At 36.8% G+C, this 22954-nt stretch carries 18 protein-coding genes, 6 pseudogenes and 1 riboswitch; of the genes and pseudogenes, 6 read left to right on the top strand and 18 right to left on the bottom strand.

All coding sequences use genetic code 11. From position 1 onward, the window contains the following. Positions 1–102: 102 nt before the first annotated feature. Positions 103–1147: pseudogene (locus NSQ94_RS01355) on the top strand (IS21 family transposase); the annotation flags it as partial. 155 nt (positions 1148–1302) lie between these two features. Here the strand turns inward: NSQ94_RS01355 and NSQ94_RS01350 are convergent. The 7 genes and pseudogenes from NSQ94_RS01350 to NSQ94_RS01320 all read right to left on the bottom strand — a co-directional run. Further along, positions 1303–1635: pseudogene (locus NSQ94_RS01350) on the bottom strand (FAD-dependent oxidoreductase); the annotation flags it as partial. A gap of 403 nt (positions 1636–2038) precedes the next feature. After that, on the bottom strand, positions 2039–3163 hold the full coding sequence (gene ssuD, locus NSQ94_RS01345; protein ID WP_339229946.1) for an FMNH2-dependent alkanesulfonate monooxygenase: 1125 nt from the start codon (positions 3161–3163) through the stop codon (positions 2039–2041). A gap of 911 nt (positions 3164–4074) precedes the next feature. After that, entirely contained in the window at positions 4075–4713 is a 639-nt protein-coding gene (locus NSQ94_RS01340) for a LysE family transporter (protein WP_339229944.1), read from the bottom strand. Between the two features lie 1853 nt (positions 4714–6566). Beyond that, positions 6567–7529 (bottom strand): sporulation protein, encoded by a 963-nt coding sequence (locus NSQ94_RS01335; RefSeq protein ID WP_339229942.1) that lies wholly within the window; start codon positions 7527–7529, stop codon positions 6567–6569. A 304-nt stretch (positions 7530–7833) separates the two neighbouring features. Next, a complete protein-coding gene (locus NSQ94_RS01330; protein ID WP_327873451.1) occupies positions 7834–9159 on the bottom strand; it encodes a hemolysin family protein in 1326 nt (441 codons plus the stop codon). 106 nt (positions 9160–9265) lie between these two features. Next, positions 9266–9691, bottom strand: a complete 426-nt coding sequence (locus NSQ94_RS01325) for a MerR family transcriptional regulator (RefSeq protein ID WP_063386472.1) — start codon at positions 9689–9691, stop codon at positions 9266–9268. A gap of 154 nt (positions 9692–9845) precedes the next feature. Next, a pseudogene (locus NSQ94_RS01320) lies at positions 9846–10265 on the bottom strand (transposase); the annotation flags it as partial. A gap of 259 nt (positions 10266–10524) precedes the next feature. On the opposite strand from NSQ94_RS01320, the pseudogene NSQ94_RS01315 reads away from it, so the two are divergent. The 5 genes and pseudogenes from NSQ94_RS01315 to NSQ94_RS01295 all read left to right on the top strand — a co-directional run. Continuing rightward, positions 10525–11023 (top strand): annotated as a pseudogene (locus tag NSQ94_RS01315) (DUF4372 domain-containing protein); the annotation flags it as partial. Between the two features lie 126 nt (positions 11024–11149). Next, the gene (locus NSQ94_RS01310; RefSeq protein WP_339229940.1) at positions 11150–11422 is read left to right on the top strand and encodes a hypothetical protein; all 273 of its coding nucleotides are present in this window, start codon (positions 11150–11152) and stop codon (positions 11420–11422) included. Next, entirely contained in the window at positions 11415–11585 is a 171-nt protein-coding gene (locus tag NSQ94_RS01305; protein ID WP_339229938.1) for a hypothetical protein, read from the top strand. The genes NSQ94_RS01310 and NSQ94_RS01305 overlap by 8 nt, the downstream gene beginning before the upstream one ends. A gap of 329 nt (positions 11586–11914) precedes the next feature. Continuing rightward, on the top strand, positions 11915–12103 hold the full coding sequence (locus NSQ94_RS01300; protein WP_130157008.1) for a hypothetical protein: 189 nt from the start codon (positions 11915–11917) through the stop codon (positions 12101–12103). A gap of 339 nt (positions 12104–12442) precedes the next feature. Continuing rightward, positions 12443–13605, top strand: a protein-coding gene (locus NSQ94_RS01295) for an IS3 family transposase (RefSeq protein ID WP_339192833.1) whose coding sequence is annotated in 2 segments (ribosomal slippage) — positions 12443–12698 and positions 12698–13605 — 1164 coding nt in all. Because the reading frame shifts where the segments join, the coding sequence is not laid out codon by codon here. A 1661-nt stretch (positions 13606–15266) separates the two neighbouring features. Here NSQ94_RS01295 and NSQ94_RS01290 read toward each other — a convergent pair. From NSQ94_RS01290 to NSQ94_RS01240, 11 genes and pseudogenes are all read right to left on the bottom strand, one after another. Then, a complete protein-coding gene (locus tag NSQ94_RS01290) occupies positions 15267–15875 on the bottom strand; it encodes a hypothetical protein (protein WP_339229936.1) in 609 nt (202 codons plus the stop codon). Then, on the bottom strand, positions 15836–17101 hold the full coding sequence (locus NSQ94_RS01285) for an APC family permease (protein WP_339229934.1): 1266 nt from the start codon (positions 17099–17101) through the stop codon (positions 15836–15838). Before NSQ94_RS01285 ends, NSQ94_RS01290 begins: the two co-directional genes overlap by 40 nt. Positions 17102–17245: 144 nt before the next feature. Beyond that, positions 17246–17389: riboswitch (cyclic di-AMP (ydaO/yuaA leader) on the bottom strand. A 344-nt stretch (positions 17390–17733) separates the two neighbouring features. After that, positions 17734–18108 carry an immunity 22 family protein gene (locus NSQ94_RS01280; RefSeq protein ID WP_063386469.1) on the bottom strand — a complete coding sequence of 125 codons (375 nt, stop codon included), beginning with the start codon at positions 18106–18108 and terminating at the stop codon, positions 17734–17736. A gap of 526 nt (positions 18109–18634) precedes the next feature. After that, a pseudogene (locus NSQ94_RS01275) lies at positions 18635–19802 on the bottom strand (IS3 family transposase). A gap of 463 nt (positions 19803–20265) precedes the next feature. Continuing rightward, positions 20266–20799 carry a hypothetical protein gene (locus tag NSQ94_RS01270; protein WP_144596932.1) on the bottom strand — a complete coding sequence of 178 codons (534 nt, stop codon included), beginning with the start codon at positions 20797–20799 and terminating at the stop codon, positions 20266–20268. A 12-nt stretch (positions 20800–20811) separates the two neighbouring features. Continuing rightward, complete coding sequence (locus tag NSQ94_RS01265; protein ID WP_339229932.1) at positions 20812–21093, bottom strand: hypothetical protein; 282 nt, start codon at positions 21091–21093, stop codon at positions 20812–20814. A 104-nt stretch (positions 21094–21197) separates the two neighbouring features. After that, positions 21198–21643 (bottom strand): annotated as a pseudogene (locus NSQ94_RS01260) (transposase); the annotation flags it as partial. 51 nt (positions 21644–21694) lie between these two features. After that, a complete protein-coding gene (locus NSQ94_RS01255; RefSeq protein ID WP_235600497.1) occupies positions 21695–21796 on the bottom strand; it encodes a hypothetical protein in 102 nt (33 codons plus the stop codon). A gap of 10 nt (positions 21797–21806) precedes the next feature. Continuing rightward, positions 21807–21953: a hypothetical protein gene (locus tag NSQ94_RS01250; RefSeq protein WP_235600495.1), complete on the bottom strand. Its 147-nt coding sequence runs from the start codon at positions 21951–21953 to the stop codon at positions 21807–21809. A gap of 315 nt (positions 21954–22268) precedes the next feature. Beyond that, on the bottom strand, positions 22269–22427 hold the full coding sequence (locus NSQ94_RS01245) for a hypothetical protein (protein ID WP_235600496.1): 159 nt from the start codon (positions 22425–22427) through the stop codon (positions 22269–22271). Positions 22428–22531: 104 nt separating this feature from the next. Continuing rightward, positions 22532–22948 carry an immunity 70 family protein gene (locus tag NSQ94_RS01240; RefSeq protein WP_063389140.1) on the bottom strand — a complete coding sequence of 139 codons (417 nt, stop codon included), beginning with the start codon at positions 22946–22948 and terminating at the stop codon, positions 22532–22534. Between the last annotated feature and the right edge of the window lie 6 nt (positions 22949–22954).

The following is a 22954-nucleotide window of genomic DNA, read 5'->3' as shown; positions in this document are numbered from 1 at the left end:
AATGCAGAACTTGATTGCATAAAAAAAGGTTTGCCAGTTCCCAATATCCCCTCTACATGTTTAGGTTGTGTACAGACTTAAACAGGTGGAGGGAAAGAAAGGATGCTAGCAATGCCTGCAGTTAATTATATCAAACATTTAAGAGAAAACGAAGACTTGTCCATAAATGAAATTGCAAGAAAAACAGGACATAATTGGAGAACCGTGAAAAAATATGCGGATGGTGATTTATCTGAACAAGAAGTTGTGAAGAAAAAACGTGGAATAATGTATGAAAAAGGGTATGGAGAAATAGTGGATTGTTGGTTAGAGGAGGACATGAAACTAAATCGAAAAGATCGGAGAACAAATCTAGCGATTTTTGAGCAATTGAAAGAGGAATATGGGTTCGAAGGTTCGTATCGAACTGTCTAGAGTACCCTCCGGGTGAGGCACAGGGTGATTTTGGGAACATGACCACTGTGAAAGACGGGGCTTATAAAGACGTGAAAACGTTAATTTTAAGCTTTTCATACAGCAATGCAGCGTTTGCTTATCCTCTTCCTTTGAAAATACAGAGTGTTTTTTAGAAGGACTAAAACAACTGTTTCACCAAGCAGGAGGAATTCCAACGTATTTGAGAATGGATAATCTAGCTGCCGCCATTGTGACGGTAGGAAAAGGAGACCAATGGGAGTATACGGATGCCTTTCTACGGTTCCAAGCGCATTATGGGTTTAAAGTTCAACCGTGTAATCCGGCCAGTGAACATGAAAAAGGAAACGTAGAAAGAAAAGTCAGTTATGTACGGAATCACTTTTTTGTCACGGCTCCTATCATGGAGGACTTCAAACAACTAGCTGAGTGGCTGAAAAAGAAGATGATCGAAGATCGGAAACGCCTGCATTATGAAAAAGGTGTCAGCATCGAAGAATTATGGCAAGACGATCAAAAGAAGCTAAAAGTGTTGCCATTAAAAGATCTTCCAATCTTTTCAATCGATACAGTCAAAGTAAATAAATACGGTGAGATTAAGGTCGATGGGGAAAAGTTTGTGATTCATAAAGTCCGGATCAAGCAGTCCTTAGTGATGAAGAAAGAATGGGACCGATTTATCTGTTTTACCAACGATGGGGAAATAATTTTCCAAGAATTCCGTCCGTATATGACGCCCATATTATCGCCTTCACAGGAGAAAGTTATCGTTTAAGAAACGCCCTTTCTTCTGTGAAGAAATCAGATTCCAAATAATAGAAAATGAGCTTGCAAGCCTCTGTAAATTTTACTGCAATTATCTGTATTTTTTGCTTGCAAAAACAACTCAGCAAGTTGATTGACACTTTCATATGTTTGTTGTAGTACCCTTTTCATCCATTTCCGTTCAGAAAGAAACCCACCTAAGGCTTCACGGCTTCTCATCGCTTCTTCTCTTTTCTCTTTATCAGGCGGTATATACCATACTCCATTGCCTGAAGGAGCCGTCGCCCCGCTTGTGCCGCAATAACCTTTATCCACCAAGATAACCGTTGCCCCGTTCTTTTTGGCTGATAATGCAGCCCAAGCGCCGGCAGGCCCACCGCCTATAACAAGAACATCTGCTTTAAAACTTACATCATATATTTGATTGATTAATTTTTCAGAATGATTGAATGCCATTTTATCCATCCCCTTTTCATCATTTAAAATCGTTTTTTACTTTTTTAAACTGAAATTCCCATAAAAAAATGAAAAGAGACTTCCATAAAATGAAGGAAGTCTCCAGTCGTCTGGTCAACTCATACTAAATCCCGTAATTTTCACTAATTGAGCCACTTTGGAGCTGCTGTTTTCTGTAAAGCCAAACCTTTCCTTGCTGATGAGCTGCCCGCTTTCATACCGTCTTATTTCAAATTAAACATATTTATTTACTTTGGTTTTAACCAAAAAGTGCCGCTGTCCCTTATGTGATAGATGAAAATCTTTCTGCATCATCCTATAAGAGACATGATGGTTATCACCAATTAAAATCAAGCATTTTCACAATCCTCTTGTTGTCACCTCAAATTGTTTAATGAATCTGTTATTTCGCAACAGCCGATTTGATATCTCCGCCGAATGGGCTAAGGAATGTCTTCTGATGAGAAGTATCCTTTTTATCAATTGGAAGTTTCGGGAATAATAATTCCGCTGTTCTATAGGCTTCTTCTAAATGCGGATAGCCTGAAAGAATAAAGGTCTCAATGCCTAAATCAGCGTATTCTTTCATACGGGCAGCAACCGTATCAGGATCTCCTACTAGCGCCGTGCCTGCACCGGTCCGTACCAATCCAACACCGGCCCAAAGATTTGGACTCACTTCTAATCTTGTACGATCACCTTCATGCAAACTCGTCATTAAGCGCTGGCCTTCAGAATCCATCCGCTTAAATACTTTCAACGCCTGCGCAATAGTTTCCTCATCCACATGTTCAATGAGCTTATTGGCAGCTTCCCATGCTTCCTCTTCTGTTGGACGGACAATGACGTGCAGCCGGATGCCGAATTTTACTGTTCTTCCTTGGGCAGCAGCGTACGCCCGCATTTTATTGATTTTTTTCTCCACTTGTGCCGGTGGTTCTCCCCATGTTAAATAGACATCGATATGCTTTGCCGCCACCTTCATCGCAGCAGGTGAAGATCCTCCAAAATATAGCGGCGGATATGGTTTTTGAACTGTCGGGTATGGCAATTGCCCACCTTGAATTCGTAAATAGTCTCCTTCTAAATCAACTTCTTCTTCTGTAAATAATTGACGCCAAATGGTTAAAAATTCATCTGTTAACTCATATCGTTCATCGTGATCTAAAAACACTCCTTCTCCTGCAAGCTCGACCGGATCTCCGCCAGCCACCACATTAATTAATAACCGACCGTCAGAAAATCGATCCAATGTCGCCGACATGCGTGCCGCAAAGCTCGGTGACATTAATCCTGGCCGCACCGCTACAAGATACTTTAAATTTTTTGTTACGGGTGCAAGCGTTGAAGCGACAATAAAGCCTTCTTCACATGTTTTTCCTGTTGGAATTAACACGCCGCTATAGCCTAAATCATCGACAGCCTGTGCAATTTGTCTGCAATAGTTATAGGTTGCAGGACGTGAACCTTCTTGATGATTTAATTGACGAAAGTCGCCATTTGTGGGAATAAACCAAAAGATTTCCATTTATAATTCCTCCTTGAATATGGGCGATTAAATATGTCTTGAGGTGCTTAAAATAAAAAAGGAGACTCCCTTAAAAATGAAAGGAAGTCTCCAGTGGTCTGGTGGACTAATGATTGTCATCACTTCATCAGCTTGCTATTGGACTTTATCATGTATCCATGCAAGATATGCTGCGATTTCCAATCAGTGATTATTTTGCTTCTTGTGCTGGTATGCTCTAAGGTTAAAGAATCGCCCAATTGATAAACAAATAAATCCAGATAGCTTTGCAAATTCGCTGTTCGACATGAATGAGATATTCCATTTCAAAGGGAACGGAACGTCTGAATGTATTTCCGAAAATTACGCAACCGAAACATAGTATTCCTAGTTGATTACTAGATATTATATAGCTTGGATTTTTGTTTTGTCAATAACCAATATTTGTTTTTTTAATGTTGCACAAGCAAAAACGCAACAAGCCGAATAATCAATACGTGTTTTTTTAAGGGAGAAAATGCACTCCTCCAAAAATACTTGGCGAATCGTATTAATGAAAAAAATTTGTTTTGCCGGAAGCAATGTATGAGACTCATAGAGTTAAACACTAATGACTCTTTCTCAATTGTCCAACTTGATCCTTTCATCGCTTCAGGAGATTCTCCTGTGTTTCTATTGCTCTTCCTTGAGCTAATGAGAAATAGAGCTACTGCCGTATCACCGATTTTTTGGATTCAAGTGTTAATGATGTTTTATCGAATGAAACAAAATTTCCTTTATGATTCACCGTTTCATTACAACGAGGAGAGCGTATTTTTCAAATCAAAATATCGTTCCGTGATAGAAGGAAGGACTAAAATTGAAGTTGCAGTTTTTTCAATTTCGATCCAATTCGAACCTGTTACACTAATGTCATTATTTATTTGCACCTATCAAAACGGATAGTTCGCTTGTAATGTTATGAAAAATTTATAGAGAAAAGTACAACCGAAACCAAACAACAAAATTCCAGCAATAATCGAAACAGTCATTATTGCTTTTTTATTCATTGCTTTTCGTGTAACCGAAATGATAGTAAGAAGTATAATGTCATGTACCAATATTCCTGATAAAATTCCTGATGCAGTAATAAAAAAATCAGCTGTATTCGCTTGAGAAAATGAATCTGTCAGCACTACACCAAAAATTGATATCCAAAAAATTAAATTACTTGGTGAGATTGCAACAAGTATACCATTTCGATATGTTTTTCCAATCGATTTATAAGTTGCTTCGCCAATCATTGTCATATCGTGATTTGCATTTTTTATCGAATCATAAGCTAAATAAAATAAAAAAACAGCGCCTAGCAGCCATAATGGAATTTGTATTAAAGGGGCCGATAATAGGGGAGCCAATCCTAAATAAATGGCAATAATTAAAAGAAAATCAACTGTCATCCCGCCTAACCCCACTGCCCAACCATGTAAAAAACCATGTTTAATCCCTTGTTTAGTCATTTCAATTGTGATGGTTCCTATCGGTAAAGCAATCGTTAACCCCATTAAAAAGTATTTCAAATATATTTCCATTTTAATAGCCTCCTAACTTATTTTGAAAATAATTTTTTTGTTTATAAGGAACAGTTTTTAAAAAATAAATATGTCAGGCAGGACAAATGGAAAAGTTAACCTTTTTATTATAATGATACTGACTCGGTAACGTCAATAATTTTGTATAATGCAAGATAAATAAAGTACCTCTGATGGAAATTTAGAATAGAGGGCTGTTTTCTTCACACAATGCGGCTAAATTTTAAGTCTCCTGTATGGCCTTTTTGCAATAATGGTTCATTGCAACATTTACCAAACATTTGCTGAAAGACTTCCTTTGCTTCGGTACTCCTCTCTACTTTTGCTCTGCCCATTTTTCATGAAAGTCTTATATCATCAAATATACAACTTTTCCCCACGATTTCTAAACTGCTCAAATGCCCATCGGTTTCAACTATTTCCGAATTTCTTTCGATCGCATTGGTCGTATAATGCACATTCCGACCCCTGCTTGAAAAGTCCATAATATTCAAGTCGTTCCACGATTGCACCTTTCTCGGGAACTTACTTGACCAGTTGGTTCAAAGAAAAATGAAAGAAATAGCAGTTCCTAAAACTCAGGAAGAAAGATGTGATTTTTTTACATTCGACTCAAAATCGAAGTAAAAAAACGTCAAGACACATCAAGGGTGATCTGCAGATGATCCTTGCAGGGGGGCGAGTTTGGAATTGTGGCAATAGTTCACAGCATCCTGAAAATAGTGGATCCGCATCTTCAACTCAGACAAGAATCGAAAAATTACAAAAGCCAGCGGAGAAAAACAACTCATTTTTCTCTACTGGCTTCATTTTAGAATTTATCGGACCGTTCCTGTACTTCTCATTTGCATAATAAGGTCTATTGAAGAATTGTGTTTTTGCTTTTATTACTAGTTGAAAAGGTAATAAAAATCCAAATTATATTTGACATAATATATAAAACGGAAAGACATAATAAAGCATATAAAATCATACTAGTTGTAGAAGTAAATATAAATAAAATAGTAGTAAATATAACAGCCATCCCTATTAGAAGACCTAAGCCACAGAGTGCAGCCATTACATACTTAAATGCATCAACCCCTAAACTGTAAATAATTAAAGGGATTGCATAAGATATAAGAATGAGAATGATAGACATCCACATACCGATGTCTCCAAATTGATTGACATTAGGTCCTGAATTAGATATTGGAGAAAGTGAAGCCAATACAATGATTGAACAAAGCGCTTACAATAATAATTTTAAGTTTTTTATTCTTATTATCCAAAATGAACATTCCTTTCTTAGTTTTATGTAGTCATTTTCCCTTAGCTAATTGATAAAATACTAAAAACTAAAAAACAAAATGTTTAATGCCCCTTGTTCTAGTTGAACAATAGAGCTCAACTATAAATTGTCGTCAGCACCTATGTCTTTGTAAAAATCCATTGTATCCTCGAAGAAGAAGCATATCGTTTCGTAATTTTTATAGGCAGTATAACATTCGATGTTTTATTGATAACGTTTATTCAAAACTTTCCTAAATTTTTATCATTTTTATTTGCATTTCAGGCTTTGCTATGATTATCTCATTAAAATAAAACACAGTCGTTTAGAGCTATTTCCATTTTACTCCATGACATATGTTTTTTAAATAAAAGTTTAGATACTAATAAAATTCATGTTAATGTTGTTATTTATGTTCTTAATGAAAATTAAGTTTGTTTATAAACATCAAACAAATATTGAACCGTAAATAAAAAAGAATCCATTTGGAAAAAAGCTTGATCAAATGGATTCTTTCATCATACATAAAATTGTTTTTTTTTAAAAGAATAATCATTATTCTGACCGTTAATACGCTTTTTTATTAGTTTTCATCAAAAAAATCATCAAAATCCATGCCAGCTAAATCAAAATTCTCTTCGTCCAAACCTATGGCCTCTGCCGCATCTTCTAACATTTCATCTACACCGAGGTTATCCATCAGTTCATTTAATACCATACCACCTAAAACACCCATCGCCAATCCTCCAACCATGCTTCCAATGCCGCTTGCCATACTGCCTTTATGATGAGGCTGATAGGTAGGATAGGTAAAAGGTTGTTTATACAATTCCGGTTGCTGGACTGCTTCTGCAATATATTTTTCGAGTGAGGACACCAGCTTGTCTTCGTTCTCTACTATTTCTTTAGTCAAAACAAATTCTCGTTTCGCTTCGATTTTTCCATAGCCAGATCGGCATTCCACTTCCATCCAAACTTTGACTCCTTCTTCTACATAAGCAAAACGAATTTCTAATTCATGAACTTTGTCTGCAAATAACTGTGTCGGAAAAAACTCAAATTCTTGGCCATAAGAATCAAGCTTTCCTGAAGTAGATTTTTCTCGGAAGCCTAAACGGGAAAGAGCATGAAAAATGGATTGGATCTCTTTCGATGCTCCAATGGTGATATAATCAATATCTGTCCGATCTACGCCTCCCTCAATATCAAGATGGGTATCAAAATAATAAGATACAGGGCCTCTAGATAAAGGCAAGGCTTGCGGAATTCGATAATTAAATGGGATGCGTTTTTCTTCTTTTTTTGAAATTACAAATGATCCGTTTAAAGGAATCCTCTCAACCTCCCGTGAAACAGACTGGCCATTCTTTGCTCTAACAGTCATCATGAATTGAACTGCCAACTGGTTGATCTGTTGATCTACTTCGCCTCCCTTAATGACAACTTCTCCTTGTACTACTTCACCAATCTGATAAGGACGATTTTCGAATTGTAAATCTACTGTCGCTGCTCCCTTGCCGAATTTCGCTAAAAATTTTTTAAGCATTTTTGAAATTCTCCCTCCATTTATTTAAAAATTTTTCTTTCTAAGGAACGACATCCCATTCCACTTATTTTAAATTTTAATGATACTGATTCGCTTGAGATATGCGACCATTAGAAGGAGTGAACTCAATTTAGAGAGCTTCGTTTAAATGAGTTTGGCGGATGACAGATTTTTATTTTCGCCGCAACTATAAGCACGTTTTGGGGATTACAGTATTCCCCTGTGGGTTGAAATATCGAAACCTTTTGGCAGACTTTTTTGTATTGTGCTAGCGGGGGGATCTTGTCGCCAATTCTTATTATGATTAATCTTCTACTAGAACTGGCGAGCCTTTATCAATTTTAGTAATCTCAATCGTTTTAATATGGTTCCCGGCCATTTCCACTACGTGAAAGGTGTACGGTCCAAATTCAATACTTTCCCCTTGTTTAATATCATAACGCTCAGTTAACATCCATCCGCCAAGTGTATCTACATCCGTTTCTTCAATTTTCAACCCTAACCAATCATTTATCTCGCTAATTAAGATGCGGCCATCAACTAAGGCTCGATCATGATTTATTTGTTGGATGATGGGTTTTTTATCTTCATCAAATTCATCTTGAATCTCACCGACAATTTCTTCAAGAATATCTTCAACTGTGACCAAACCGGATGTACCGCCATATTCATCATATAAAATCGCCATGTGTATTCGTTCTTTTTGCATTTTCAGCAACAGATCATGGATTGGAATGGATTCAATGACTTGAATAATTGGACGGACAAAATCATCTATGGATTTTTCGGTATTTAAGTTATCGTAAGAGGAGATTTCTGTAAATACCTCTTTGATGTTGATAAGGCCAATAACATGATCTTTATCTCCGTCAATTACCGGATATCTTGTAAATTTTTCTTTTTTGATGATTTCCAAGTTTTCTTTAATGGTTTTATTTTTATCAAGTGCAACAATTTCTGTTCGGGGAACCATGATTTCTTTTGCGATCCGGTCATCAAACGTGAAGATGTTATTCACATATTTGTATTCCGTTTGGTTAATCTCGCCGCTTTTGTAGCTTTCAGATAAAATAAGCCGCAGCTCTTCCTCTGAGTGTGCAAGCTCATGTTCGGAAGCTGGTTTTAAGCCAAATAAACGGATAATGCCCCTTGCAGAACCGTTTAATGCCCAAATAAATGGATACATGATTTTATAAAACAAAACTAAGGGTCTTGCTGTTAATAATGTAATAGCTTCTGCCTTTTGAATGGCTACCGTTTTCGGAGCCAATTCTCCAATAACGACATGTAAAAATGTAATCGCAGCGAAAGCAATTCCAAATGACAGTATATTAGACACATATGGGGAAAAATTCATTTTTTCAAAAACGGGGTGAAGAAGATGCTCAACAGTCGGTTCTCCTAGCCAGCCTAAACCTAATGCTGTTATGGTGATTCCAAGCTGGCACGCTGATAAATATTCGTCCAAATTGGAAATGATTTTTTTAGCTACAACAGCATTTTTATTTCCTTCCGAGATAAGCTGATCAATTCTTGAAGATCGGACTTTTACAATGGCGAATTCAGAAGCGACGAAAAATGCTGTGAAACCAATTAATACAGCAACCATAAATAAATTAAATATTTCCAAACTACGGCCGTTCCCCTAGAAAAAGGAACGACTTACACCTCCTAATAACGAAATGTCAACAGTAATTATGCTTTTTTCACTATTCCCTTGTATAGATCTCTCTTTATCATCCTAAAAACATGATTAATGATTGTAATAATGCCATCGTCTGTGGAGACAATTGATTCGAAATCTTTTTCTTACATTCATCATCCAATTTGCCTAAAAGATCATGAATTTCTTTAATTTCATCCTCCAATAATTTCATATGTTCAGCAATTGTTTTGGCTTGTTTAAGAATAAGTTCTTCCTCGGCTGCTGTTTTTTTTCTATGCAACTCTAGCCTCTCTTTTATCATGTCTAATGAATAATTCAGTTTTTTGTAATGGTCAATTAATTTTAAATCCTCAAGAGCAGATGAATCATAATATCGATAATTCGATTTGGACCGTTCTGCTTTAAGCAAGCCTAGTTTTGTATAATAATCGATTGTTCTTTTAGAAACATTTGCTATACTTGCTAGTTCACCAATTTTATAGACGACCCCATCCATCTATACCCCCTTTTTACCCTTCTAATAAGATCATATTATAATCAAACTGTACAGTCAAACGTTATACTTTGATCTTCACAAAATTGTAAATTTTTATACAATTATTCTTCTGATCAGACTTACATTACACAAAATTCTTGAAGGTACCAGTGTCCCATTTCTCGATGTCTTCCTTCACGACATCGGTAATATGACTAATCGTTGTTGGTGAGTAGGCATTTCCTAAAATTCGTTCAATAAACTTACCAATTTCCCGCGTACTCATGCCACTTTGATACATTTTGATGACGGCTTCCTCGAGCCAGCCAGTATGACGTTGGTAAGGGGCAAACAGCTGCGTTTGAAATTTCCCATTTCGATCTCTTGGGACCAAAAGACCTTCAATCCGGCCATATTGCGTATCTAGATTTCGTTGATAGTAACCGTTTCTCATATTCGACGTTCCAGCCTGTTCAATTTCGAGGAAATGTTTCATTTCTTCTCGCATGATCAGTTCTAATTTTTCCTTTACAAACTGACGAATAACACTTTCCAGTTGATTTGCCCTGTCTACATTCGGTATACTTTTAGACATAGGTAGGGTTCTCCTTTCTCTGGAATGTGTTTTTGTCCAAATCAGAGAATACCCTACCTTTTTTCTTTTGGTCTAGCAAAATGCTTTACACAAACTTTTATACATCATCAAATTATTTCACTAGTATTGCATTAATTTAAATTGATTATTGGAAATACTTAAAATGTTCAATTTTATTATTTTGCATAAAGAAAAAGTCCTTTATAATGGATAAGTCTGGTGGTAGCCCGTCCAAATCCACTAATAAAGGACATATATCATGGACAAGATTACACTAAAAACTTCATTTGGGCAATGGTTTTCACCCATAAATCTTCAATTATTCGAGGAATTGGTGAAAACGATGAAATTAGATTACTATACGAAGAAAATAACGACTGAGTCATTTCTAATATTACTCCTTTTTGCGCAGCTAGAAGAAGTCGAAGTCTACATGCGTTAAGCGATTGTCTTTTCAATGACCAGCTTCAAAAAGAAATTGACCTCGATTCGAACAGTATTTCTCAGTTGTCAAGGCGATTAAACGACATGAACCCCGATCTATTTCAAAGGCTTTTCCTTGATTTAGTCTCACAAATTCATGCTAAAACATATGATACGAAACTTGTTATGCTGTTAAAAATGATAGATTCAAGTACATTATCAATTAATTTGACCAATCATAAATGGGCAAAAAAGCTGGTGTCAAGTTGTATTTGCCTCTTGTGTTTATGGAAAAAGGTGCTTTCTCCCCCGAAAAAGCCGTTAATTCAACTGCTTAAAACTCGTATGTCAGCTAACGCCCGTATCGCAATGGATTTACTGTGGCGTTTGGCTTGCGTTTACGAGAGGTTGCGTCAACGCGTGTAACCAATATCCAGGAGAATAATGGAAGGTTGTTTTGGGTGGCTGTGAAAAATAAAAAGACAGTGAATACAGCTCAAGGTGTAACAAAGGCTGGAAGACCTGGAGTCACACCTTGTCGTCCTGAATATGAGGAGAGAATACGTGAATTGATACAAAATCAAAATAGACCCAAAATCGATTATATCTCTCCAATCAAATACACTAGCTTAAAGTCAGCTTATCTACGTGCAGCTGAAAAGGCGAGGATGACTACAAGGGATTACATGGCTTCCGGCATACATATCTTTAAAGGAAAAGGGATGGATGATTGAGCGAATGTTACATAATCACTCAAATGGTTTGAGGAAAGATTATGGAGTATCTGGAGATGAGCGAGATCTTTATAAAACAGTGAATGGATGTATTGATACCGTTCATGAATGGCTTGGCCATGGACGAGGTCGAATCAACTTATGCGAAGTGTATATGAAGTGAAGATGGGAGATGTTTAAAATGAAAGTATCTGAGAGAAGAGAATCCCTTAAGCGTACAAAATTTGCGTTTTTTGCTCTGTGTACCCCGTTATGCATTCTTGCGTCAATGATTTTGATTGAACCGCCGTATACCGAACGGTACGTACGGTGGTGTGAGAGAACGGGGGCTAGTCACCCCCTCCTACTTAATTTGAATATTGTTTAATCTTATTTGTGAAAAACTGTTTATTCTAGTTTAACGTTTACAAAAGACCATATAATACATAAAATAGATATATTTACCTATTTATTATATGGTAAAATAAACTAAAATTTTGAGGAGGCAATAATGTGTCTACAGATTTTACTTTAATCACAGGTATAGCATCTATAGTTATATGGAGTTTGTTGAGTATTGAACTTATGAAATCTCGCAAAGATAGTAACGGAAATAAAAGTAAGGGTAGGGTCGTTATACTTTTATCTGCAGGTAGTCTATCAACACTACTTTTAACTATTTCCTTTTTTCAGAGTATTTAAATTCAAAATTTCTTCTAGATAATTTATTTGAGGATTTTGCATTTTTTTCGTCCCTAGAGTCACAAGGCTTTTAAAAGCAGGAAAAAGGACTTCACCCCTAATTTGTAGAATTCTTGAAGTGACCAAACCACAAAAACCCATTAGGAGGAAGTCTTATTTATATTCTACAAGAAAGTTTATTTCCCTTTGAAGAACTGCAAATTTTAGAGTCAAAAGAAAAGCTAACCATCTTTTTATAGAAAGGAATGTTTGGTTCGTTCCATACATTTATTGATGCTAGTATAGTTTCATGGACACCCTTTAGTGAAATATAATATTAACGAAGGGATGTGTCCTGATATGGGTAACACAAGCGAAAAACGTAAAAGTTATCATGCTGAATTTAAGGAAATGGTGGTTGAGCTTTATCAAACTGGAACACCAGTAAAACAGATCTGCAGCGAATATGGCCTGTCTGAAACGACAATCTACAAATGGATCAGAAAACAAAAACCGGTTAAGCTGGATGACGGGGGCTCTTTTACCCCGGAAGAATTTCTGAACCTGCAAAAAGAATTGCACCGGCTGAAAGAGGAAAACGAAATCTTAAAAAAAGCTATGGCCATATTCGCAAAGAAGTAGATCAAACCACTGTTATATCCATGATTGACGAGATAAGAGCCAAACACCATTATGACCTTAAAACCATGTGTACGGTCCTTGGCGTGCCGAGAAGTACCTACTATCAATCCAAACAAAAAACAGAGTCAAAAACAAAACGGGAAAACCGGGAGCTGACAGACAGAATACGAAAAATCCATACGGAAAGCAAGCAGAGATACGGAGCACCGAAGATCCACCATATGCTTGAAAAAGAAGGGCTCAAAGTCAGCCTGAAACGGGTTCAGCGTTTGATGAAGGCTGCAGGCATTTATTCCATTATCAGAAAAAAGTACCGCCCCCATTCCAATAAGGGCAAGATGGAAGAACACGATAACCTGCTGAACCAGGACTTCTCAACGACAACCATCAACGAGAAATGGGTTACGGATATTACGTACATTCATACTTTGAGAGACGGTTGGTGCTACCTGGCTTCCGTAATGGATTTACATTCCAGAAAGATTGTCGGTTACGCTTTTGACCGCCACATGACGACTGAACTGGCTTTAAAGGCAGTAGAAAACGCTTATCAGGCACAACGTCCAGGTCCGGGATTGATCTTGCATTCTGATTTGGGATCCCAGTATACAAGCGAGAAATTTGCAGAATACATGGAAAAGAAGCAGTTCAAACACTCCTTCAGTAAAAAAGGTTGCCCATACGATAACGCCTGCATTGAGTCTTTCCATGCAATTCTGAAAAAGGAAGAGATCTACAGAGTCAACTATTTGAACTTTCAAGCTGCCAGAAGAGCCTTATTCGAATTTATAGAAGGCTGGTACAATCGGAAACGGATTCATAGCTGCCTGGGCTATATGACGCCACAAGAAACAGAAGACAGTATCAAAGGGGCAGCGTAGTGCTCTTCACAATTTTACAAGCATCCGCTTTACATGGAGTGGCGGGGCGTGGTAGGCTTGTTTGCCATGCGAAAGAAATCATTGCCCCTTTCGCCCTTCGCATAACACCACGCCCGCAGAGGCTCCATGTCAAGCGACCAGCGATGTCATGAAAAATATGGCATGAGATCAAAATTAAATTTCACTTATTGGTGTCCAAAATATTGACTTAAATCCATATAGCAAAAACGAATAGTATGGCAATCGGACAGATCCTATAAACCAGAGGAGTAAATTTGTATGTCACACCCTTTTTTAGGGTAAAATGTCTTATCCACATTTTTGAATTTTCTGTTGATTTGTTTTTCCTCTTCTACAGTCAAAACGACCCGAATGTCTTTATTTCTTTTTTTAAATTGTGGATAACGACAAAAAGTCCTTTTCTGGCATCACATCCTTTGATATTCTAGTATTATCTAGGAAAACCGATTTGGATCGGTTTTCCTAATTGATGGAAATCCTCGTCTGTTAAGATGCGCGTGCGAGTCGCTTCCAACAGATCCGAGGATTTTTCCTTTGCCGATTTTTTCAGGCTTCTTAGGATTTTGGACCCGTTGAGATACAGTTGAATCAGAATGTATGCGATCTGCACTAGCAAGTAATGGTTTTTCATTGCGGTATAGTTATAGCAATTGACATGTTCAAGATGGTGCCAACCGTTCTTTTGGTGGTTGAACCCCTCGTTTTCGATTTTCCAGCGACTTCGCCCCGCCAAGACGAGTTTTTCCGCATTGTTTTTCGTGATTCTGATGTTCGTTATAAACAGAAATTGACGGCTCTTCTCACCCTCCGTTTCAATCTGGCTTCCAAAAGATTCACGCTTCAATCACGGTATGAGAGATCATTGGCCCAAAACAGATTCGCTTCCTCCACCGTTTCTTCGGGTGATTGAATGACCAAAAATTCAGAGGTAATGCTTTTGATCCGGCCTCCTTTAAACGAAATAGGTATTTCCAATTGTTTTGTTCACAAATGTCAAAAACGGATGTGCCTCGCAAATAAAGTCGTATCGCCCATCTCACCTTCCCCAATCCCCTCTCGCTCTTACAGCCACAAGGCTTTTCAGCCTTTTTACACCCTTTCACAAAAAATTCCATAGAAATTATAGTCGTAATACGGTTCATGGAAAAACAGAGGTGAGGACTTGAAAAAACGGGGCAAAAACAGCAATTAAAGTCGTGTGGCAGGCAGGAGAAAATATAGGGAAAGAATGGGGCTTTGGAAAAGATACAGAGTAAAAAAATCGGGGAAATGCCTGATTTATCAGGGAGTTTCGCGTTTTGCAAACCTGCTGATTCAAAGAAAAGAGCCGGGGAAACCCTGAATTTCGCTCGGCTCGTAACATGACTTTTTAGGCTTTAACACGACTATTTAGGCTTTGAGATAACTTTGATTGCTTTTTACACAAGCCTATGTATTTTTTCTTGCAATTCTCTACACTTTTTGCTTGCAAAAAACATCAAAACTGTTATTGAGAGGCACATTATGAATATCCGCCTACAGAATCGATTCGGATAGATGAACGTATGAAAAAAAAGAGGATAAATGCTCTTGAAATTCGAACATATATCCTCGGATTCATATACACTTACAACGCCTAAGCAAGTGCCAAAAGTCAGATGTTATTCTTTTAAATGGTACGGAAGCGTAGCAATGACGATGTCTTTTTTCAGGATCAAAAAGAATCTTAAAAAGATCGCTGTTTGGTTATGAAGTAAAGTATGCCACCATTTTTTCACAATAAATTGCGGCATTAAAATAGTTATGGTTGCTCCTTTTGTTTCTTTTTCTACTTTATTAATGTAATCCAATAATGGAGAAAGGATTGTCCGATAAGGTGAATAAATAATTTTCAGCTCGATATCTGGATACAACTTATACCATTTGTCGCGTATTTTCTGTTCTTCTTCTTCGGCAAAAACAATTGTAATGGCTGTAATATCGTCTGAAATACTTTTTGCATATTGTACAGATTGATCAACGACTTTACTAATGCCTGAAATCGGGATGATCACCTTTGGAGTCACAATTTCTTTTGTTTCAGTCCGATCACTTTTATCCAATTTTAATTGCTGAGCTAATGTTTCATAATGAGCATGAATTTTGTTAAACAAGACAACGATCAATGGAATGGCTACAATCACTAACCATGCACCGTGTGTAAATTTCGCTATAACGGTAATGATCGTTACTAATCCTGTAGCAATTGTTCCAGTGATAATGATCGACAATGTGGCCATATTGCTTTTCGATTTTTCTTTCCATATTTTTTAATCATACCGTATTGACCGATCGTAAAGGAAAGAAATACTCCGACTGCATACAGCGGGATCAGAGAATGTGTTTTACCATGGAATATGATAATTAAAATGATCGCTAAAATACTTAAGAGAATAATTCCATTGGAAAACACCAAACGATCTCCGCGCGCTGCTAAACTTCTCGGCAAATAACGGTCAGTAGCTATAATCGAAACAAGCTGCGGAAATCCGGCAAAACTTGTATTCGCAGCTAATACTAAAATTAACATGGTGATCATCTGAAAAATATAAAATAATATGCTATTGCCAAAGACGTGACTTCCAATTTGGGAAATGACAGTCTTATGTTCGGCTGGAGTCACTCCGAAGCCTGCACTTAAAATTGTAATGCCTAGAAACATGATGCCTAACAGTAAAGACATCCATCCCATTGTAATTGCAGCATTTTTGGAACTGTTAGGTCTAAACGATGGCACACCGTTGCTAATGGCTTCCACTCCTGTCATTGCTGAACAACCGGATGAAAAAGCCCTTAATAAAATAAACACGCCGTATCCACTAGCGAAGAAATGTTCAGGTGTAGCGTGATTTGCATAATTAAAACCATGCCATCCTTCATTATATAATTTCCATCCTCCTGCAATAATGAGAACTAGTACTGAAATAATAAATAAATAGGTTGGATAGGCAAATACAGTGGCTGATTCGGTAATTCCCCGCAAATTTAAAATCATGAGCAATAATACAAGAGCGACGGCTATTTCCACCTTCCAAGTAAGCAAGGCTGGAAAAGCAGAAGTAAGAGCCGCAACGGCTGAGCTAATACTAACCGCAACCGTAAGAACATAATCAATCATTAATGCTGCGCCTGCTACTAGGCTTGTGGTGGTATTGATGTGGTCTCTTGCCACTACATAAGCTCCGCCTCCTGATGGGAAGGCATAAATGATTTGTCTATAGGATAAAGTCACAATGACTAAAAGCCCTACAATCGCCAAAGCTATGGGTAAGGAATAAAAAAACACGCTGGTTCCTAATATCATCAATACTAATAATATTTCTTCTGTTGCATACGCTACGGAAGACAATGCATCCGAAGAAAATACTGCCAATGCTTTCCATTTTGGTAATTTTTCATGTTTCAATCGTTTCGTTTCCATTGGCGAACCGATGAATAACCGTTTCAAATAAGCCATTTTCAAGATTCCTTCTTTCTTAAAAGTATTAGGCTTTTTCCTCTCTTATAGCTTGATGAACTGTATGGACTTTTATGTGCATCTTCATAAACATAAAAAACCACTGAGGATGTACTCAGTGGCCAAAAAGACATCATTCAACTTACATCCCTCCCAAAACGCTTACGAGGTTAGCTGTCGGATTAGGACTATGAGAGTAGCCCCTCCTTTTTCAAGGATTCACCCCAAGTAACAAAACGTTACAAAATGGTTCCCCCGCTCCTTAAAAGGATTCAGCGATTTAATCATATTCAATTTTACAGAAATTATCTTACTCAGTTTATGAAAAGTTGTAAAGAGACAAATAATCGTTGCCATGTAAATGGGTAAGGCGTTAAAACTTTTATATCGCCCTGATTTTTAAACAATTATTATATATTTTTAAACAGTTTTATTATTCGTGTACAAAATTATCTAGTTTTGTAAAAAATTTTGATTAAATTTACTGAATAAAACATCAATGCTTCTTTCAAAGTTCCGTAGGTTATGAGTATAGGCTGTATCAATGGTGGTTTATTTGGCACTCACCCCTCTTATAAAATAAAAAAAGAAACCTTGAAAGAGTGTCGAACACTCATTCAAGGTGTTTATAATTACTTATATTGTACGGTTCCTAAAAATCTAAACTGATTTTTTTCATTGACATTTCCATTATATTGAAAGTTATAAAGTAAAATAACTGAGTTCGCTTCTTGATTTAAACGCTCACCGCAAAGCTCTATAAATTTTGGAATTATCTCCTCATCATAAGAAAAACCTTCAAGTAGAACACGTAAATCATTCGATGGTTCATCATAGAATTCTACTTCTCTAAAATCTTCATTATAGTAATCAATGTTAAAGTCTTTTTCAAATTCGGAAGGTAGTAAATCTCCATCTTCTGTATAACTATTCAAAATATAGTTTTGAAGATCCTTATATGACTTAGAGTTGCCAATAAATAATGATACAAATCCTTCCTTTTCCATATACTTCATACTCCTCCTTAGCTTTTTTACGGTCTAAGACCTTCCGGTAAAGATTCCACTCCACCTTCTAGTCTATAATTAGCCCAACTTTGGAGTCGTCTCTTAAATGTTGCATAATCTGGTGAAGAATCAATAATCTCTAACAATTCATTATGGGCTTTCGTAGAACCCTTCCCGCCATGAACTCCTTTTGGATTAACAAACTTCACATCTTCTATAGCAGTTCTTAATTCCTTAATTTGTTCTGCTGTTACACCCCACCGTTTAAAAGTAGGAGCTCGAGATACTAAATGCCACTCATGAAATCCACCTGGATGTCTAAGTCTACTTTCAATGGCTTTTCTTAACCTAGGGTCAGACCATACTTTATCAAACTCATCAGGAGCTAGTGAATTAAACCATCTATTAAATTCACCATTCTTTACAGATGGAACTGAATTAAGATTAACAGTACCCTTAGGAAATTATAAAAATGTGGTGTTATGTCAAGAAAACGGACACGTTAAACAGAGAGAAATAGCTGAATTTAGGCAGCTACTTTTCTCTGGTTAGCGTAATATGCAGCTTCAAATTCACATGGCGATACATAGCCAAGGGCTGAATGACTTCTTTTGCGGTTGTAGAAGCATTCGATGTACTCAAAAACGGCTTGTTTCGCTTCTTTTCGCGTGCGGAATCGATTCAGATAAATACACTCTTTCTTGATGAGGCTATGAAACGACTCCATACAAGCATTGTCGTAACAGTTCCCACGTCTCGACATGCTCACTTGAAAATGATGTTCCTGTAAAAGTTGCTGATAGTCATTCGAAGCATATTGGCTCCCACGATCCGAATGATGAATCACTCGTCCCGTTGGTTTTTCGCTGTTTAGAGCCCGTTGTAACGCTTTGATGACTAACTCTTTCGTCATTCGTGTATCGATATACCATCCTACAATCTTACGAGTATATAAACCATGATACTCGCTAAATACAACCAGCCTTCGTCGGTAGGAATGTACGTAATATCTGCCATCCATATTTCATTCGGAGCCGTTGCTTGGAAGTTCTGTTTCAATAGATTAGCATATACGTTGTAAGGATGGTTACTGTTCGTAGTGGCTTTGAATTTACGGACGGTAATGGATCTCAAGCCTTCTTCGCTCATGATGCGAGCGACCGTCTTTTGAGACACACGAATCCCTTGTTTGCGTAGTTCTTGCGTAATTTTCGGACTGCCGTAAATCTTACGGGACTTTAGATACTCATTTCGAATTTGTGGAGTGAGTTGTTCTTTTCGTTCTTTCTGTTTGCTTTTCGCACGCTTGAGCCAGTCGTAATACCCACTTCTTGAAACACCGAAAACTTGGCACATCTTCACAACAAGAAATTCATTACGGTGTTGAAAAATGAAGGCGTAAATTACTTCTGGTTTCTGGTGAAGATGCCTAACGCCTTTTTTAGGATCGCTAATTCCTCCTCCAACTCTTGATTGCGACGGCGTAACTCGATGATTTCTTGATTTTGTGGCTTGATGTTGCCTGAACCTACAAAACTTGTTCCATTGCTTTCTTTGTATTCTTTGACCCAATGATGAAGAGTGTTGTAAGCCAAACCTAACTCTTTTGCCACTTGGGCGATGGACTTGTCCCCCTCCAAGCATAACTCAACCGCTTGAATCTTGTATTCTTGATCAAATGTTCTCTTTTTCATGATTGGACACCTCGAACCTATTGTAATTAAGTTTATTATAATCTCCCTGTTCTCCGTGTCCAATTTTTAGACTAACATCAATACAATGGGACATTGAAGTGATGGTCGTGAACAGTGTTAACAGGAGAGAGAGTTTTACACATTTTAACATTAACATTTGATTAGATAAAAAAACCCCAGACGAGCCTTGAGTACTCGTTTTGGGGTAGTATTGTTAGTCTTCATCATCAAATAACAATTCATCCATTCTTTCTCTCTTCAGCAATTTGTCGTGACAACTCGAAACTATTCATAAAATGCTCAAGAGGTAACTCCTTCATTCATCGTCATTATGCTCATAGAGTTTAAAATTTACTTTATCTTTTAAAAACTCCAAAACTAATGCTCTCATTGTCTTCTTTGTTCAAATAATCTACAACCATTAAAGTCTCTTGCTTAATGCCAATCCAAGTATAATTTCTTTTTAATAACTATCTTCAAATAGGCAATGAAATACTGTTACCTTTTCCTCTCTAAGTTCTAACGAAATATTAGGTACTTCTATTTCTAATAAGCTTTTTTCAAGAACTTCTATCCCCTCATTCTCTAAAAATTTCAAAATATCTTTGCCGATTTGTTCTGTTTCTTCATCGAATGGCTGGTATTGTTCTTGCATTTCAATCTCTCCATCAACATATTCATACCTAACATATTTTATTGCTGCAAATGGAGCAATTGCCGAAATATAAACCAATAATCCGTTTAAATAAGTGTGTTCTCTGATATATGCTCTAAATTCATCCGTACCAATTTTTATCTTAGGATGGATCGAAGGCATAATATATAATGTGAAACATTTTGAATAATTAAAATCTGTTAAATTCTCAACGTTTATTCCTTTTATTTCATGAGTGATTTTATTAGCCCAAACATTAGTATCGACATAATTCAATAAAACATATCCAAAATCACCATGGTGATATAATTGTTCAATTGTATTTAATACATTTTGTTTCATGATATACCTCCGTTATTTTACTGGGTAACCATGGATGTTTCTTTTTTTATCCATATGAACTTTTACTCTAGTTTCTCCATTCACCCCAATTGGTTTGTGAAAGTCATAAATTTTAACACTACCATCTGGCTTAACTACAGTTCCCTTTACCCATGCTTCTTGAGTCAATTTAACTCCATCTTCTCCTTCTGCCCATTGAGTTTTCTTACCAGGCATACTATCAGGATGACCTAAAACATGCTTTCCTTGCTTACCAGCATCTACTTTTGGTGCTCCCGGAACGCCTGCGTCCACCGTCCCTTGGCTTGGTAGCTTAACAGTTTTACCCGTACCCTTAGGAAATTATAAAAATGTATTTTATAAACGGGTGGCAGTTTCACTAACCACCACCCATTATATCAACTGACTTTCCGTTCAGGCATGATATAAGCGGTCTTGTGTTTCATCATACCATAGATAATATTGACAAGTCCTCTCATAATGCAAATAAGCGCTTGTTGTTTGGTTTTACCTTCTGCTAGCTTTTTCTGATAATACTCGTAAAACACAGGATTTCGAGGAGTTTTACTGCCTTTACAAATATGTATTTTTTGAACAGCCAAGTTATAAAAGATAGTGTATAATTTCCTGTTTCCTTGCCGCCCGAACCCATTCTGACAGGGGCTATACCTGCGTATCTTGCGAGTTTGTCAGAATGAAAGAAACGATGAATATCCCCGATTTCTGCAATGAAAGCGGATGCGGTCACCGTATTAATGCCTGGCATCGTTTCAAGCTGCATCCCTAATGGCTTGATAAGTGCTTTTAACTCTTTATCCACTTTTTTGATTTCTTGCTTCTTAAAGCAAAATGATGTTATGACTAGAAATATACTTTTCTCTAAAGACAAGCATATTTACCTAATTTGTTTACTTATTCCTTCCCAAAGTGATTTGTCCATTTCCATGTATATTCCAGCTTCTTCGATTTTGCTAAAAATATCTTTATCAATAGTGATATCCTCTTGTTCAATTACACTGCATATTGTTTCTAGAGCTAATCCGAGCTAATCCCCACTCTTCATGTTCTATAAACTCTAAAATGTCTTTTTCATCTTTCAATGGAAGATTAGTAATATTTCTTACTATTTCTTTTAAAAGAATATTTAAATTCATAAAATCGCCCTCCTAAAATTAGTTATTTAATAGGGAATGCAGTTATTATATCTTTTCCATCTGTAATTACCTTTATTTTAATTCCATCCCTAATTCCTATAACCTCATATCTTTGGACACTCTTAACAACTCTCCCCTCTTCCATTTTAGTGTAGGGTCGGTAGCTATATCTGATACATTGTGCATTACTCTTTCCGCACTCCAGTTTTTAGGGTTTCCAGTTCCAGGCATAAATGCCCACCACCTGTTTTATCTCCGTAAAGTATATGCTTTGTTCGTTTTTTACTAGCTATATTTACAAAATTAGCTTTTCCCTTACCCTTCCCAACCATCCCCAATTTTGCCAACCATGTTCATCGTAGTTTCTTTTACTTCTTCCTTAGCTTTGCTCATCCACATGCGGGGCGCCGGCCGACTCCTGCCAAGGCCGGCTGCCATTGGACAGACGGAACGCTGGCGAGAAGGTCTTCTCATTGCTTCTTGAACGAGTGTATCGTTTAGATAATCAGCCTTAAAATAAAAAACCTTGAAAGGCTTATAGCCTTTCAAGGTTATCAAAAATCATAGTTTAAACTTTCTTAAATACTTTCTATTTCAATGTCTGACTTTATTTTTAAAGCTTTATTTAATGCTTTTTGTAAAATAGTTATTAAATCTTCCCCATCACTTGTAACAAAATAGTTAGATAAGTCTGTAATTTCATCACTTATATTATCTCCCCATGGAGGTGTTTTTGAAAGGTCTTCGATATCCCAAACGACTTGTGATGGACTGTAATTTTTCAAACTTTCTTGAATTTCATCTATTTCTTTAATAACATCTTTAATATATTTATACTCAAGTTTACCATTATATAGTTTGTTTAATAAAAGAGGATACTTTGTTCCCCAACCATTTGGCTCTAAATGATAGCTTACTGTTGAAAAAAACGAATGTAAAAAATCACCATGACCAATTGGATACCAGTAATATTTTACTTTCAAACCTACAGCCAATTCTGT

It is taken from the genome of Aeribacillus sp. FSL K6-2833 (assembly GCF_037965815.1).
Taxonomy (GTDB): Bacteria; Bacillota; Bacilli; order Bacillales; family Aeribacillaceae; genus Aeribacillus; species Aeribacillus composti.
Note: the sequence above shows the minus strand (reverse complement) of the source record. Positions and strands in the feature narration are given on the sequence as shown.

Coding starts and splice junctions, on each gene's coding strand:
- ssuD (WP_339229946.1), bottom strand. CDS start 3,163: ATGGAAATCTTTTGGTTTATTCCCACAAATGGCGACTTTCGTCAATTA.
- NSQ94_RS01340 (WP_339229944.1), bottom strand. CDS start 4,713: ATGGAAATATATTTGAAATACTTTTTAATGGGGTTAACGATTGCTTTA.
- NSQ94_RS01335 (WP_339229942.1), bottom strand. CDS start 7,529: ATGCTTAAAAAATTTTTAGCGAAATTCGGCAAGGGAGCAGCGACAGTA.
- NSQ94_RS01325 (WP_063386472.1), bottom strand. CDS start 9,691: ATGGATGGGGTCGTCTATAAAATTGGTGAACTAGCAAGTATAGCAAAT.
- NSQ94_RS01305 (WP_339229938.1), top strand. CDS start 11,415: ATGATTGAGCGAATGTTACATAATCACTCAAATGGTTTGAGGAAAGAT.
- NSQ94_RS01285 (WP_339229934.1), bottom strand. CDS start 17,101: ATGGCTTATTTGAAACGGTTATTCATCGGTTCGCCAATGGAAACGAAA.
- NSQ94_RS01280 (WP_063386469.1), bottom strand. CDS start 18,108: ATGGAAAAGGAAGGATTTGTATCATTATTTATTGGCAACTCTAAGTCA.
- NSQ94_RS01270 (WP_144596932.1), bottom strand. CDS start 20,799: ATGAAACAAAATGTATTAAATACAATTGAACAATTATATCACCATGGT.
- NSQ94_RS01250 (WP_235600495.1), bottom strand. CDS start 21,953: ATGAATTTAAATATTCTTTTAAAAGAAATAGTAAGAAATATTACTAAT.
- NSQ94_RS01245 (WP_235600496.1), bottom strand. CDS start 22,427: ATGAGAAGACCTTCTCGCCAGCGTTCCGTCTGTCCAATGGCAGCCGGC.